The 14,872-nt window shown below is 59.7% G+C and carries 12 protein-coding genes and 1 pseudogene; 3 read left to right on the top strand and 10 right to left on the bottom strand.

All coding sequences use genetic code 11. From position 1 onward, the window contains the following. Positions 1-8 precede the first annotated feature (8 nt). The 7 genes from ACTG27_RS14360 to ACTG27_RS14330 all read right to left on the bottom strand — a co-directional run bounded on the left by ACTG27_RS14360 (position 9) and on the right by ACTG27_RS14330 (position 6,968). Positions 9-413 (bottom strand): nitrous oxide-stimulated promoter family protein, encoded by a 405-nt coding sequence (locus tag ACTG27_RS14360; protein ID WP_368194837.1) that lies wholly within the window; start codon positions 411-413, stop codon positions 9-11. Between the two features lie 88 nt (positions 414-501). Beyond that, positions 502-2,304, bottom strand: coding sequence for an aminopeptidase P family protein (locus ACTG27_RS14355; RefSeq protein WP_439979862.1), 1,803 nt, complete (start codon positions 2,302-2,304; stop codon positions 502-504). 33 nt (positions 2,305-2,337) lie between these two features. After that, on the bottom strand, positions 2,338-3,003 hold the full coding sequence (locus ACTG27_RS14350; protein WP_439979861.1) for a GntR family transcriptional regulator: 666 nt from the start codon (positions 3,001-3,003) through the stop codon (positions 2,338-2,340). Between the two features lie 193 nt (positions 3,004-3,196). Then, positions 3,197-4,822: a phosphoenolpyruvate carboxykinase (ATP) gene (gene pckA / locus ACTG27_RS14345; protein ID WP_005340139.1), complete on the bottom strand. Its 1,626-nt coding sequence runs from the start codon at positions 4,820-4,822 to the stop codon at positions 3,197-3,199. 149 nt (positions 4,823-4,971) lie between these two features. After that, positions 4,972-5,856 carry an Hsp33 family molecular chaperone HslO gene (gene hslO / locus ACTG27_RS14340; RefSeq protein WP_005340140.1) on the bottom strand — a complete coding sequence of 295 codons (885 nt, stop codon included), beginning with the start codon at positions 5,854-5,856 and terminating at the stop codon, positions 4,972-4,974. Between the two features lie 77 nt (positions 5,857-5,933). Then, the gene (hslR, locus tag ACTG27_RS14335) at positions 5,934-6,332 is read right to left on the bottom strand and encodes a ribosome-associated heat shock protein Hsp15 (RefSeq protein ID WP_439979860.1); all 399 of its coding nucleotides are present in this window, start codon (positions 6,330-6,332) and stop codon (positions 5,934-5,936) included. 255 nt (positions 6,333-6,587) lie between these two features. After that, positions 6,588-6,968, bottom strand: a complete 381-nt coding sequence (locus tag ACTG27_RS14330) for a hypothetical protein (protein WP_005340143.1) — start codon at positions 6,966-6,968, stop codon at positions 6,588-6,590. A gap of 185 nt (positions 6,969-7,153) precedes the next feature. Between ACTG27_RS14330 and ACTG27_RS14325 the strand changes: the two genes are divergently transcribed. Continuing rightward, positions 7,154-8,542: a bifunctional NUDIX hydrolase/phosphatase PAP2 family protein gene (locus tag ACTG27_RS14325; RefSeq protein WP_439979859.1), complete on the top strand. Its 1,389-nt coding sequence runs from the start codon at positions 7,154-7,156 to the stop codon at positions 8,540-8,542. Continuing rightward, on the top strand, positions 8,539-9,624 hold the full coding sequence (gene ydiK / locus ACTG27_RS14320; RefSeq protein WP_047437873.1) for an AI-2E family transporter YdiK: 1,086 nt from the start codon (positions 8,539-8,541) through the stop codon (positions 9,622-9,624). The genes ACTG27_RS14325 and ydiK overlap by 4 nt, the downstream gene beginning before the upstream one ends. 349 nt (positions 9,625-9,973) lie before the next feature. Here the strand turns inward: ydiK and ACTG27_RS14315 are convergent, their stop codons facing one another. Both ACTG27_RS14315 and ACTG27_RS14310 read right to left on the bottom strand, forming a co-directional pair. After that, positions 9,974-10,540 carry a hypothetical protein gene (locus ACTG27_RS14315; RefSeq protein WP_335873690.1) on the bottom strand — a complete coding sequence of 189 codons (567 nt, stop codon included), beginning with the start codon at positions 10,538-10,540 and terminating at the stop codon, positions 9,974-9,976. Between the two features lie 28 nt (positions 10,541-10,568). Then, on the bottom strand, positions 10,569-11,171 hold the full coding sequence (locus ACTG27_RS14310) for a cold shock domain-containing protein (protein WP_439979858.1): 603 nt from the start codon (positions 11,169-11,171) through the stop codon (positions 10,569-10,571). A gap of 598 nt (positions 11,172-11,769) precedes the next feature. Here ACTG27_RS14310 and dhaR point away from each other — a divergent pair. Continuing rightward, positions 11,770-13,669 (top strand): annotated as a pseudogene (gene dhaR, locus ACTG27_RS14305) (dihydroxyacetone kinase operon transcriptional regulator DhaR). A 94-nt stretch (positions 13,670-13,763) separates the two neighbouring features. Here dhaR and ACTG27_RS14300 read toward each other — a convergent pair. Next, the gene (locus tag ACTG27_RS14300) at positions 13,764-14,846 is read right to left on the bottom strand and encodes a glycerol dehydrogenase (RefSeq protein WP_439979857.1); all 1,083 of its coding nucleotides are present in this window, start codon (positions 14,844-14,846) and stop codon (positions 13,764-13,766) included. Positions 14,847-14,872 lie beyond the last annotated feature (26 nt).

Genomic DNA, 14,872 nt, shown 5'->3' with positions numbered 1-14,872 from the left:
ATTGGCGGCTATGGCGGCAGGGGGCGGCTCTGGGGCAGTTTGGGCGCTTTGCGCAAGCCGTCGAGCAGGTGGCGAAGGGTGAGCCAGGGGTGGCGCAGCAACATGCGCGGGCCGCTCCACTTCATCACCTGCTGGATCTGTTTGCGCATCGCCGGTGCGTAGCAGTGGATATTGCAGTTGGCGCAGGTGGGTTTGTGGCCGTGGCCATAACGGCAGCGACGAAGGCGCTGATGGGCGAAATCCCGCAACTGGCGACAATGGCGGCAATGGGGATCCTGATGATGGTGCTGGCAGTAGAGGTGGATCATGGCGCTGACCGTCTGCTGCTCGCGCATGAGTCTGGGGTGGTCACTCGCCTTTTTGCTGGCTGCGGCGTGTGAGCCCCGGGCTGGGCTGGCATGATGACTTTTCATGGCCGCCATTCTCCTGACCTGCTCGCTTTGGGTGTTGATACAGGTCAAAAGGGGGGATAAAAAAACAGGGCCCGCAGGCCCTGTGTTATCAGATGAGGCTGGTTGCCTGCTCCAGCCAGGCGAGATCTTCGCCCTCGAGCAGCGGGCTCAGGCGGCGGAACACCTCGACATGGTATTCGTTGATCCAGCGGAATTCGGCCGGGCTCAGCAGACTGCGGTCGATCAGGCGGGTATCGAACGGCACGTAGGTCAGACGCTCGAAGCCCAGCATCGGCAGCTCGCCAACCTGTTCCTGCTCGGTCACGACAACCAGGTTCTCGCAGCGGATGCCAAAACCATCTTCCCGGTAGTAGCCCGGCTCGTTGGAGAGCACCATGCCCGGTTGCAGGGCGACCATGCTCCCTTTCGGCGCGATGCGCTGGGGCCCTTCGTGGACGCTCAGGAAGTGGCCGACGCCGTGGCCGGTGCCGTGGTCATAGTTGTAACCGGCCTGCCACAGCGGCATGCGGGCCAGCACATCGAGCTGGATACCGGCGGTGCCACGGGGGAAGCGGGCCTGATCCAGCGCGATATGGCCCTGCAGTACCCGGGTAAACATCGCTTTCTGCTCGTCGCTCACCTCACCCACCTTGATGGTGCGGGTGATGTCGGTGGTGCCATCCATATACTGGGCGCCGGAGTCCAGCAGATAAAGGCTGTCCTGACCAAACGCACGGGGGGTGCCGTTGGTGTGGTGGTAGTGGCACATGGCGGCGTTGGGGCCGAGCGCAGAGATGGTATCGAAGCTCGGCTCGACGTAGTGCTCCTGCTCGCGGCGGAACGCTTCCACCTGATCGGCCAGAGTACCTTCATCCACACCCTCGAACTCGCCGGAGGCGACCAGCCGATCCAGCCAGGCGAGGAAGCGGGTCATGGCCACGCCATCACGCAGGTGAGCGGCACGCATACCGGTCAGCTCGATCTCGTTCTTGCACGCTTTCGGCAGCATGGTGGGGTCTTGCCCTGCCACCAGAATGGCACCCGCCTCTTCCATGACGAGCTGGGTCCAGGCGTTGGCGCTGTCCGGATCGGCCAGCACCTTCTGCTGATCTTCACCGATGCGCTGCAACACGTCGCCCAGCTTGTCGATGGGGTAGACGGAGACATCCTGCCCCACGTGTTGGGTGAAGGCGAAGCAGTCAATTTTGTCGGTATCGACGAAGAAATCGATGCTGGTGTTGGCGTAGAGCACCGCAAAACCCAGCACCACCGGCAACCGGTCGATGTCGCGGCCGCGCAGGTTGAGCAGCCAGTTGATGGGCTCGGCCTGGGTCAGCAGCACGGCATCCAGCCCGCGCTTGCGCAGGTCGGCCGCCAGCTGTTCACGTTTGGACTGGCTGGACTGGCCTGCCAGCTCCTCGCTGTAGAGGATGACCGGGCTCTTGGTCGGCTCCGGGCGATCGCTCCAGTTCAGGTCGATAGGGTTCTGCTCGACGCGGATCAGCTCGATACCGCGGTCGGCCAGCACGGCCTTGGCGTTCTTGTACCAGGTCAGGCTGTGCAGACGGGCATCGAAGCCGACCCGGGAGCCTGACGGCAGCTGTTCGGCCAGCCACTGCACATGAGGATTTTCAATGAGGTGGAGGAATTCGAACAGTTCGGCGGGGGTTTGCATCCGCGCCTGCACCGTATAGCGACCATCGACAAAGAGGGCAGCCCGCTGGGCCATGATGATGGCAACGCCGGCAGAGCCGTTGAAACCGGTGATCCAGTCAAGCCGCTCGGCATAGGCGGGGATGTACTCGCCGAGGTGCTCATCATCGTGGGGGACGATAAAGGCGTCCAACTCCTGCATGGCCAGCTCGGCCCTGACTTGGGCGACGCGGGTTTCAATTATCTCGAAATTATTCATGTCGTTAGTGCCAGATGGTTGCTATATGAGTGTTCAGTTTTTATGGTCGCTGGCCAGGATCCGCTTGATCGACTGACCTGCTGCTTCGATATGCTGCCTGAGCAGCACCACCGCCTCGTGTTTGCGCCGGGCGCGACACAGTTCCAGCAATTGGGCGTGTTCACGCTCCGCCTTGTCCACCCCGTCGCTGGCAAAGAGCAGCTCGAAGCGGACATAGCGGTCACAGCTCAGATTGATCTGGGCGATCAGTTCAAGTGCCTGGGGGCGACCGGCTGCCTGATAGAGGGTGGCGTGAAAGCTGTGGTTCAACTCGGCCCAATGTTCGATCTGGGTGCCTGACTCCAGGGCGTGATCAAACTGGGCGAGGATCGCCTCCGCTTGTGCGAAGGTGGCTTCCGTCATCTTGTCGACGGCGTGAAACAGGGTATCGGCTTCCAGCAGCGCTCGCAAATAAAAGAGCTCTTCGATGGCCGAGGCGTCCAGCATGGTGACCACGGCGCCGCGATGGGCTTCGAACTTCACCAACCCCTGCGCTTCCAATTGCATCAGGGCTTCGCGTACCGGGATGCGGCTCACGGCCAGCTCCTTGGCGATGGCATCCTGACGCAAGGGGGCGCCAGCGGGGAACTCCCCACGGAGGATCCGGCCACGGAGGTTTTCCATCACCATCTGGGTTCGGGTCTTGTAGGGTGGGGTCATGGTCGGGTCACGATTGGGCGTTACAGAATTGTATATTGTATAAAGTTTGGCTGAATCTAACCTGTCACAATGGGCAAAGGCAAGGTTTTGCCCCCTTTAACGGGGCCGATGGCGGCGTTCGGGGCTCCACAAAAACAAAAATGCCGGTCAGCGTGGCTGACCGGCATGATGTCACTGATACGCAGCGAGCCTGTTACAGCTGCGGGCCTGCCGCAACCAGACGTTTGCCTTCGTCGTTATCGGTGAAGCGCTCGAAGTTCTTGATGAAACGGCCTGCCAGATCGACGGCCTTGGCATCCCACTCGGCTTTGTCGGCGTAAGTGTCGCGCGGGTCGAGGATCGCCGGGTTCACATCGTGCAGCGCGGTCGGGATCTCCAGATTGAAGATCGGCAGCACCTTGGTCTCGGCTTTCTCGATGGAGCCATCCAGGATGGCGTCGATGATGGCGCGGGTATCCTTGATGGAGATGCGCTTGCCGGTGCCGTTCCAGCCGGTGTTGACCAGATAGGCCTCTGCACCTGCCGCTTCCATCCGTTTTACCAGCTCCTGACCGTACTTGGTCGGGTGCAGGGAGAGGAAGGCTGCGCCGAAGCAGGAGGAGAAGGTCGGAGTCGGCTCTGTGATGCCGCGCTCGGTACCGGCCAGTTTGGCGGTGAAGCCAGACAGGAAGTGGTACTTGGTCTGCTCCTTGGTCAGTTTGGAGACCGGAGGCAGCACGCCGAAGGCGTCGGCAGTCAGGAAGATCACCTTGGTGGCGTGACCAGCCTTGGAGACCGGCTTGACGATGTTGTCGATGTGATAGATGGGGTAGGAGACGCGGGTGTTCTCGGTCTTGGAGCCATCATCGAAGTCGATGGTGCCATCGGCAGCAACGGTCACGTTCTCCAGCAGCGCATCGCGACGGATGGCGTGGTAGATGTCCGGCTCGGCCTCTTCGGAGAGCTTGATGGTCTTGGCGTAGCAGCCCCCTTCGAAGTTGAACACGCCGTGGTCATCCCAGCCGTGCTCGTCATCGCCGATCAGCTGACGCTTGGGATCGGTGGAGAGGGTGGTCTTGCCGGTGCCGGAGAGGCCGAAGAAGATGGCGACGTCGCCGTCCTGACCCACGTTGGCGGAGCAGTGCATGGAGGCAATGCCGCGCAGGGGCAGGAAGTAGTTCATCATGGAGAACATGCCCTTCTTCATCTCGCCACCGTACCAGGTGCCACCGATGAGCTGCATCTTCTCGGTCATGTTGAAGGCAACAAAGTTCTCGGAGTTGAGACCCTGCTCCTTCCAGTTCGGGTTGGTGCACTTGGCACCGTTCATCACCACGAAGTCAGGCTTGAAGGTTTTCAGCTCTTCATCGCTCGGACGGATGAACATGTTTTTCACGAAGTGTGCCTGCCAGGCCACCTCGGTGATGATGCGCACGGCCAGGCGGGTATCCGGGTTGGCACCGCAGAAACCGTCGACTACAAACAGGCGCTTGCCGGAGAGTTGTTTGGTGACCAGCCCTTTCAGATGTGACCACACTTCCGGGGTAATGGCTTTGTTATCGTTTTTACCCTGGTCAGACCACCACACAGTATCCTGGGTAGTGGCATCTTTGACGATATATTTATCTTTCGGGGAGCGACCGGTGAAGATACCGGTGTTTACGTTGACGGCGCCCAGCTCGGTCACCACACCGCGCTCGAATCCTTCCAGGTCAGGGCGTGTCTCTTCCGCGAAAAGCTGCTCGTAAGAGGGGTTGCGAACGATTTCTTGGCTGTTTTTGATGCCGTACTGGTCCAGTCCTAATTGTTGGGCCAGGGTGGGTTCTGCCACGATTGTCATTGTATTCTCCTGGGTTCAGAGGTTGGTAGGGTTCTATCTGACGGTCATCCTATCACTTAGGTGGTAGAGTTTAGCGATCGCCATCAAACTTTATAAAATAGGGTGTTTTTTTGTTATTAAAGTTAAAGGCGGGTTTTGCCCGCCTTTAATTAGTGTAACTGGTTTGCATCATTGCCGGGAGCCCTGCTGAACAGGGTTTCGACATCGATCCCATTAAATTGGTACTGGGCGCCGCAATAATCACAGTGCATGTCGATCTTGCCGAGCTCCTGCACCATCTCCATGACCTCTTCCTTTTCTATCTGCAACAGGGCTCCTTCGCAGCGCTCGCGGGAGCAGGTGCAACGGAACTCGACCGCCTGCGGATCGAACACCCGCACCTTGTCCTGATGGTAGAGACGGTAGAGGATCTCTTCTGCCTGCAGGCCGAACAGCTCTTCATCCTTGATGGTGCTGGTGAGCTGGGTCAGGTGATCGAAATCGTTGCTGTGATCCTCGCTCTGGGCGGGCAGCTCCTGCAGCATGATGCCAGCAGCGCGCGGCGCACCTTCGTGGTAGCCGGTGCGGATCCACAGCTTGGTGGCCAGCTGTTCGGAGCGGGCAAAGTAGTGCTCCAGGCAGCCCGCCAGGGTATCGGCGTCCAGCGCGATGATGCCCTGATAGCGCTCGCCCTGCTCCGGGGTGATGGTGATGATCAGTTGGCCGTTGCCAATCAGGCTCTGCAGCTTGCCATCGCTCGGCAGCTCGCCTTCATAGCGGGCCACGCCGCGCAGCTGCTGGTTGTTGTCACCGTTGATCACGGCCAGGCGCACCGGGCCATCGCCCTGCAGCTGTACGGTAATGGAGCCTTCAAACTTGAGGGTGGCGGTCAGCAGGCTGGTGGCGACCAGCAGCTCGCCCAGCAGTTTTTGCACCTGCACCGGGTAGTTCTGGGCTTCCACCACGTGGCGGTAGGTGTGATCCAGCTGGACCAGCTCGCCACGCACTTCGTACTCTTCAAACAGATAGCGATACAGCAGATCTTGGTTGCTCATCATGTATTCCTGGCTTTTCGGTGAGGTAAATCGGGCGGGCTGGGGTTGATGCCAGCCCGGTATCAAATCGGGGTCGGTCAGTACTGTTTGACCTTGAGCAACTGGCGTCGCTCCTGCTTGTCGGGGCGGCGCTCGGGGCTGGGGGCAAACTGGCTGTTAAAGCGGCGCGCCTCGTTGTTCTCGGCCCGTTTTTTCAGGCTCTCGGCGGTCTCTTCATAGAGCTGCTGGGCCAGCGGGGCCGATTTGCGCTGCTCGCTCAAGGCCAGCACCCGCACTTCGCGTTCATCCTGCCCCTGCCAGAAGCGGATCAGTGCACCCACTTCCACCTGTTTGCCCGGTTTGCTGCGCTGACCATTGTAGTGCACCTTGCCCCCGTCTATCTGATCCCGCGCAATGGAGCGGGTCTTGTAGAAACGGGCCGCCCACAACCACTTGTCGAGACGAACCTCGAGGGCACTTTCTGCATGATTGGGCATGAACAGGCTCCATAACGGGGAAAAGAGGTGGTCGATTATACCAGAGCACGGGGTCGGGATAGAAACCGGGCAGCCGCCGCGCGGGGCGCAAACCATGTCAAGGTGATGCAACATATGGGCAGTTTGCTGATTCACAAGGGAAAGCCGCTGCTTTATCGGGTATTCATGGGGCAGGGAGGGGCCTTCATACCGCGCATATAACACTGCCGCCCCGGTTGGGGGCGGCAGCGTTCACATCCGTTGACCACGGCTCAGTCAGAAGTGATCGTGCTGATCCGGCTTCTTCTGGTCGTGGGGGCCTTCGCTGTGGGCGATGGCGGTGCGGATGAGATCAACCCCGGCGCGGATAATCAGCACCCCCATGTTGACCAGCTTGACGCAGACCCACATGAAGGTGATGAGCAGGATCAGCTTGAGCACGGTCTGGAACGCTTCCAGGAAGTTCTGCTCCAACTGGGCGGTCAGGCCGTTGGCGCTGGTCATCAGCCAGGTGTAGACCTCGCGCACGAACGGGATGCGGCTTGGCATCTCCAGTACATCCAGTGCGGCAGGGAGCGCCTGGAAGATGACGATGCTGCCGAACAGGATCAAAATGACACCGATGGCGATGCCGAGGAAAAAGCCGAACTGTCTCATGGAGGGCTCCAGCGTTTGCTGCATGAAATTGAAGATAGCCGCCAATAGTAGGGAGTGCCCTGCTTCATCGCAATCTTCCGTGCACCGCCAGCGTGGCGGGAGCCGCGGCGATCCGGCCGCTACCGTTGCCCAACTATCTGATTTCTGGGAGGCTTGTCGCCATTGTGCATAGGGAAAGCAAATTGATGTCGAGAACCCTCTTTTTACTCTTGCTGGCACTGTTTGCCGCTTTGCCAGCCCTGAGCGCCGAACCGGCGGCACCGACGGCGGCAGTCTGCGCCATCCGCCATCAGGATCAACTGCTGCTGGTGCAGGATCGCATCTCCTCCCGCTACAGCCTGAGTGGCGGTTACATAGATGGCGACGAGCGCCCCGAGCAGGCGGCGCTGCGCGAGCTGTATGAAGAGACCGGCCTGCGGGGGGAGGTGGTGCAGGAGTTGGGCCGCTGGCAGCGGGCGCTTATCTTCGCTTGCCGCACGCTGGAACCGATTGTCGCGCAGCAAGGCGCCGCGTTTGTCTCCATCCTGAAGGCCCCCAATCTGGGGGGAGAGATCCTTAACGCCCGGCTGATCGCCATCGACCTGCTTCCCCGTGAGCAGCGCCGTTTCCCGGATCAGCTCGACTGGCTGCAATCCCGACTGGATAAGGTGCCCGAGAGCGAGGTGCGCTGGCAGGCCGATTTCGTGGCGCAGGGCAGTGCGCTGCATCAGGCCGAGATCCCGCTGATGCAGCGGCTGCAGCAGTGGCTAGGGCCCGATGTCTGGTGGCTGTCGGTCAGCAATCTGTTTGGTTCAGGCGGCTTTCAGCTTGCCCTGATACCTTTGCTGCTCCCGCTGCTGGGGTGGCCGCGGCTGCGCCAGCTGCTCTTTGCCATGCTCTGGCTCGGGTTGCTGGTGCAGGCAAGCAAGGAGGGGATCGGCTGGCCGCGTCCCTTCCATCTGCAACCTCTGCTCGCGATTCACAGCGCTCAGGGCTTTGGCATGCCGAGCGGCCACACCGCCTCGGCCCTGCTGTTCTGGGGGGCGCTGCTTGGCTGGCTCTGGCCTGCCCGGCGCGGGCTGGCCTACTCGCTGGCCTTGCTGCTGGCGCTCACCACCGGTCTGGCGCGGGTCTGGCTCGGGGTGCACTTTATCTCCGATGTGGCGGCGGGGCTGCTGATAGGCGCCTTGCTGCTGGCGGTTCGCCCCTACTGGCGGCTGGATCAGCGTTCATCCGTTTGGGGCTTGCTGATCGCTGCAGCACTGGTTTGCGCGGGCCTGAGCCAGTCGGCCCATCTGGCCGGGATCGGGCTGGCGGCCCTCGGGCTCTGGGTTGGCGGTTTGCTTACCCTGACCCGCGGCGGTTATCCCCCCATTGTGACCGGCGCGGTCACACTGGCGGGGGGCGCGGTGATAGGGGCTGGGCTCTGGGCGCTGCCGCTGCTGACCAGCAGTTCGCTGGCCATACTGCTTGGTCAGTTTGTGCTCTTTTTCGGGCTGGGGCTCTGGTTGAGCGCTGGCCTCTGGTGGATACTCTCTTTCTTGAAATGCGACACACGACCCAAGGGCAACGGCTCTGACAAGGGAACTCTATGAATGTGAAAAAAGTGGATTTGGCCAAGATAACCCTGGGGGTGCTGTTTCTCAGCATCCTGATTATCTCCTGTTTCTTGGTGTTGCAGCCCTTCCTGCCTGCGCTGGTGTGGGCCACCATGATCACCATCGCCACCTGGCCGCTGATGCTGATGGTGCAGCGCCTGTTGTGGGGCAAGCGCACCCTGGCGGCCCTCTTTATGACGCTGGTGCTGCTGTTGATGTTTGTCATCCCGCTCTTTATGACGCTGGCCAATGTGGCGGAGAAGGCGCCCATGCTGATCGAGCTGGGTACCCATATCAGCCAGTCACCGCCGCCGGAGCTGCTCTGGTTGCAACAGATCCCGCTGGTGGGCGACAAGCTCTATGACTTCTGGCAGCAAATTCTGGCGAGTGGTGGTCAGGTGCTGTTTGCCAAGCTGGCTCCCTACTTTGGCCAGACCGCCCGCTGGTTGGCCTCTCAGGCCGGTAATCTTGGCTTGCTGTTCGTCCACTTCCTGCTGACGGTCGGTATCTGCGGTGTGCTCTATCACTCCGGTGAAGTGGTGGCGACCGGCATTCGCCGCTTCGCCCACCGGCTGGCGGGTCAGCGTGGTGACAATGCCACCGTGCTCGCTTCACAGGCGATCCGTGCCGTGGCGATGGGGGTGGTGGTGACCGCGCTGGTGCAATCCTCGGTGGCCGGTGTCGGCCTGCTGATTGCCGGTATCCCTTATGCCATGGTGCTGGTGGTGGTGATGTTCCTGCTGATCGTCGCCCAGATCGGCCCCTTCCCGGTGCTGCTGGCCTGTATCGGCTACCTCTACTGGAGCGGCGACACCACCTGGGGCACCTTCCTGCTGGTGTGGTCACTGATTGCGGGCACCATGGACAACTTCCTGCGCCCCTTCCTGATCAAGCGGGGCGCCGACCTGCCGCTCATTCTCATTCTGGTGGGGGTAATCGGTGGCTTGCTGACCATGGGGATCATCGGTCTCTTTATCGGCCCCGTGGTGCTGGCGGTGGGCTACACCCTGCTGGATGCCTGGATCAAGGAAGATGACCAACCTGCGGCCGCCGCGGTGGAACCGCCCAAGGCCCAATAATGATTCAGTAAAAGACGATTCAGTAAAAGACGATTCGGTAACAAGATGAATCAGTCACCATCGCTGATGCCAGGAGCCGCCCATAAGGGCAGCTCTTTGCTTTATTACCGTATTACCGTCCCATGTAGGTTCGATTAGCGAAGCGTAATCGGACGATCGAGATGCCGCTGTTCCGGTATTTCCGTGAATCAGCGGCATCTGGCAGAGGGGAAATATGGATGGCCGTTATCGCGGGGGAATTGCTTTACGCGAATGTCCGATTACGCCTTACGGCTAATCGAACCTACGGGCTCATTGGGACTCGGAACATCATGTATTGACAATCTATTTTTAGGTGATTGTTATATTTTTATTCAACTTTTTTCTGAGACCCTACGTACCGATTAAGTCCAATCCCTTTGATTTTTGACCGTCCGCTATCTGAGCGGAAGAAAGGTCCTGCACCGAAGTCAAATATAAAGCCTTGGTTTTCTTTTATCTTTAACTCTCCAACGTTAGCTCGTTGCATTAGTCTGCGTAAAAGGCGTTTTTCTCTTGAAGTTGGCTCTTCTTGTATTTTACTATCGTATTTATTTACCCAGTCTTCTTCAAAAAACTTTTCTATTTCTGGATATATAAGAACAAAGGCAGGCCGTACGCCGTCAAACTCGCAAAAGGTATATGTGTATGATTGCATTACACAATCAAGAAGTTTCTTAACACTTTCCTTGCTTTGAGGGTCTTTAACTTCTACCCCAACAGCCTCTACATCAAAACCTAAATCTAACGCTTTTTGTTTGGGACGTAGTAATAAATCCAATCTCAAAGGACGGTCATCAAGGGGCCAGCTGCCTGAGACCTCTTCTTTGACTTCGAAGTATTCGCTTAAGAAGTTTTTTAAATATTTACGGGCCTTATCTTCTCTTTCTTGACTCATAATGCCTCAAAAGTATAGTGAGTTTGCCTCAGCGGTGCGCACCTTTGGAACGTCCGCTGGAGGCATTTGTTATGTGCTTTACTGTAAAATTGAGTACGGCCCTTATGTAGCCCGATAAAGTAGGTTTAGTTATTAACCAGTCGGCTATTGCTGGTGATACTTTGTAATAGACATTAACAAATATTCTACCAGCAACATTTTTTAATAATGAGTTATCTCGATATTTTCGCAGCTCTCTTACTTGGTAGCACGAAGGATCACCATAAACAGCTGTAGCAATAAAACACTTACTAAAAGTTTTTACTGTTGCAGCACAATAGGGGCAAACCGACTTTTCTGGGCTACCTCGATAAGTAATCAGTCTAGGAACAATTTTTTTACCACAACTTGGGCAGTTGATTCTGTCATCGGCAGGCCGAATGTTTTGCGAGGGTGCTTTCGCAGTAATTGTGATATTGATTGCTCTTGGGCCTTTATTACCGGACATTGACTCAAACTGAACCGAATCGCCATTTGATGGCAGCAATGCGCCATTGATGCTCTGAACATTGAAGTAATGATCTTCTCCGTCTTCAGACGTAATGAAGCCGTAACCCTTCTCTGAACTGAACCATTTTACAGTACCTTGCACGACATATCCTTTTTCATATTACACATAAAAATAACTAGATGGAGGGCGGTACTAATCCATTAATAGGCCTTCCATATAACACTGCTTCGTCCTGCTTTCCGCGAAAAAGTTATTTTAAATCACAACATCGCCGCCAATCTTAGGGGCTGAACGCATTCACACAACATTTCCCTTTGGCTCTTGTTTTTCGCTGCTGAGCAAAAATACACTTCTGGAGCGGCAATGGAAAGCGCCAGTCAGCTTCAACTTCTTGAATAGCTCGGGAATGTGATCGAGGTGACACCCATATGGCGTAGTGGGTCAAGATGCGGAATGGCGGCTGGTTCAGAGGCTTGTGGTCAACAGAAATGGATGGAAACAAATAACCCGGGGCGTGGCAACGCCCCGGGTTATCGGTGGGTAGGAGAGGGTCAGGCGGGCGGGTTGGTGAAGGGTGATGCAGTGAATGCCGCCACCACCGGTAGCCTTGTCGCCAGATTCGGGGGCGAACCCGACCAAGAGCAAGACGGGCTTTCCACCCTCTGAGGCAGGTCACTGAATCGGGGGCGCTGGCGTGGTTAAATGGTCGGCTCACATCTTGCCGGATATTGCTGTGACCATGCCATCTGACCTTCAGCAGCTGCTCGCTTGGCCTGACTATCTGCAGGCATCCTGGCTGCGCTGCGCCCACCAGACCAGTGCCACCCTCTGGCATCCGCCCCACAGCGCCAAGGGGCAGACCTTGCAGAGCCTGCGCCAGCGCAAGCGCGACCTGCTCACCACCGGCGAGATGGCCCTCGAAGATCTCTACGAATTTATGGAGGGGCGCCCCTGCGCCCTGCTGCTCACCGACGAGAGCGGCTGCCTGCTGGCCCAGACCGGCCACCCCGACACCCTGCGCGAGCTGGCGGCGCTGGGGTTTGGCCCCGGCGCCTTCTTCAGCGAGGGGCGCATCGGCACCAATGCCATCAATCTGGCGGCGCTGGAGGGCGTGCCGCTCTGCGTCAGCGGCCCCCAGCACTTCAACCAGACCCTCCACCCGTGGCACAGCTGCGCCAGCCCGGTCTACAACAGCAATGGCCGTCAGGTCGCCATCATTGCTTTGATCTGCAAGGTGGAGGAGGCGAGCGCCGGCGATCTGGCGCTCACCGTCAGCGCCGGGCGCGAGCTGGCCCATCTGCTGCAGATGGAGACACTGATGCAGGAGTCCCAGCACCACTTGAGCGAACTTTACGCCCTGCTCGATGGCATGGATGACGGTGTGCTGGCCTGGGATCCGCAGGGCCGACTGCGCTATCTCAACGCGCTGGCGGCACAACGGCTGCGGCTCGATCCCGCGCTCTGTCTCGGCCAACCGCTGGAGCAGCATCTGCTGTTGCCGCAGCGGTTGCAACTGGCCATCAGGGGGCAGACGCCACTGAGCCATGTGGAGGTAACGCTGGAGCGGCTCGGCGCTCAGGAGGGGGAGTTCATCAATGCGCTGGTGAGCCTCAAGCCGCTGCCGGGGCCGGAAGGAGTCAGCTTTATCGCCTTGCTGCACCCGGTCGATCGGCTGCGGGCCATTCACCAGCTGCGCCAGACGGTGCCCGAGTTGTCGGCACTGGTGGGGGAATCGAGCGCCATGCGCAAGCTGCTGCGCTACGCCCGGCAAGCGGCCCAGAGTCAGGGGCCGATCCTGCTGCGCGGCGAGGAGGAGGTGGGCAAGGCCCAGTTGGCGGAGGCGATCCACTTTGGCAGCGAGCGGGCCGCCGGGCCGCTTATTACCCTCAATTGCAAGGCGCTGCCGAGCGAGCGGATGGCGCTGGAGCTGATGGGCTCCGACGAGGCGGGGCAGGAGCGGGCGGGCAAGTTCGAGCTGGCCCACGGTGGCACCCTGGTGCTGGAGCAGGTGGAGTGCCTCTCTGCCCCCATGCAGGCGGCGCTGCTGCAACTGCTCAAGACCGGCCGCATCCAACGCTTCGATTCGGCCCGCATCCTGCCGCTCAAGGTGCGGATTATTGCCACCAGCAGCGCCCCTGGAACAACTGGTGCAGGAGGGGCTGTTTGGCCGCCAGCTGCTCTATGCCTTGCAGGCGTGCGAGCTGTGGCTGCCGGGGCTGCGGGAGCGCGCGGCCGATCTGCCGGGCCTGATCAGCCAGCAGCTAGGGGCGCAGGGGCGCGAGCCGGTACGCCAGTTCAGTCCGGCGGCCCTCGATTGTCTGCTCGCCTATCCTTGGCCCGGCAATCTGGGGGAGCTGCGCAGCGCCGTCGAGCATGCCCTGCTTCACGCCGGTCAGGGGCCGATCCCGCCGGAGGCGCTGCCTGCCGCCATTCGGCACGGCTATCAGCAGGTGGCGGACGAGGTGGTGGGGCAACCGCTGCTCACCCTGGCGGAGCTGGAGCGGCAAGCCATCTTGCGCTGCGCTCACGCCTGCAAGGGGCAGGTGAGCCAGATGGCCCAGCATCTGGGTATCAGCCGCACCACCCTGTGGCGACGACTCAAGCTGCTCGAGATCGATCCCGCCGACTATCATGGCTGATGGCTATTGAGGCCGTTGCAAACCGGCCCGTAGAAAACGAAAAGGCCCCGCAGTTGCGGGGCCGTGTTATATGGAAGGGTCAGTCGTAGCGCGGTTACAGCCCCAGCTGGTGGGCAGTGACGATGGCCGCCAGCACATCCTCGGCGGTGACCTTGAACGGCATATTGTGGATGGTTTCGCCCTCGGCGGTGGAGGCTTTGGCCACCTCCATCAGGCGCGCCATATCCAGCTCCTTGACCCCCATCATATGCAGGTTGGTCGGCAGGCCCACCGAGCGGCAGAAGGCCAGTACGGTTTCGATCTCCGCCATCGGCGCATTCTCCAGCACCAGCTGCACCAGGGTACCGAACGCCACTTTCTCACCGTGGTAGAGGTGGTGACACTCGGCCAGCTGGGTCAGGCCGTTGTGGATGGCGTGGGCGGCGGCCAGCCCGCTGCTCTCGAAGCCGATACCGCTCAGGTAGGTGTTGGCCTCGATGATGTTCTCCACCGCCTTGGTGCAGAGCCCCTGCTCCACCGACAGCTTGGCCTTGTAGCCATCGGCCAGCAGGGTCTTGTAGCAGAGCTCGGCGATGGCCTGCGCCGCCAGCGTGGAGGCGCCACCTGCCATGGTCTGGCAACCGGAGACCTTGTTGGCGCGCGCTTCGAAGTAGGTGGAGAGCGCATCCCCCATGCCGGAGACCAGCAGCCGCACCGGCGCGCGGGAGACCACGCCGGTATCCATGATGACCATGTTGGGGTTGGTCGGGATCATCAGGTATTCGCTGAACTGCCCTTCCGGGGTGTATATGACCGCCAGCGCGCTGGTGGGGGCATCGGTGGAGGCGATGGTGGGCACTATGACCACCGGCACCTTCTGGTAGAAGGCGACCGACTTGGCGGTATCCAGCGTTTTGCCGCCGCCGATGCCGATGATGACGTCAAACGGGGTCTGCTTGCAGCGGGCCAGCAGGCGGTCGATCTCGGGGCGGGAGCATTCGCCGTTGAAGCAGTCGAACTCCGGCTTGATCCCCGCGCCGTGGAAGCTGGTAGCCACGGTATCGCCCACCAGCTTGGTGACGAAGGCGTCAGCCAGAATAAGCGGCTTGCTGCCGAGCGCTTTCACGTAGTTGCCGATATTGGCGAGGGCCCCGTTGCCTTGTACGTATTTGCTGGGGCTGATGATGATGCGGTCCATATTTTATCCCTCTCTCTTTATGAATT

This window comes from Aeromonas sp. 97A (assembly GCF_051919185.1).
In the GTDB taxonomy this organism is placed as follows: domain Bacteria; phylum Pseudomonadota; class Gammaproteobacteria; order Enterobacterales; family Aeromonadaceae; genus Aeromonas; species Aeromonas veronii.
Note: the sequence above shows the minus strand (reverse complement) of the source record. Positions and strands in the feature narration are given on the sequence as shown.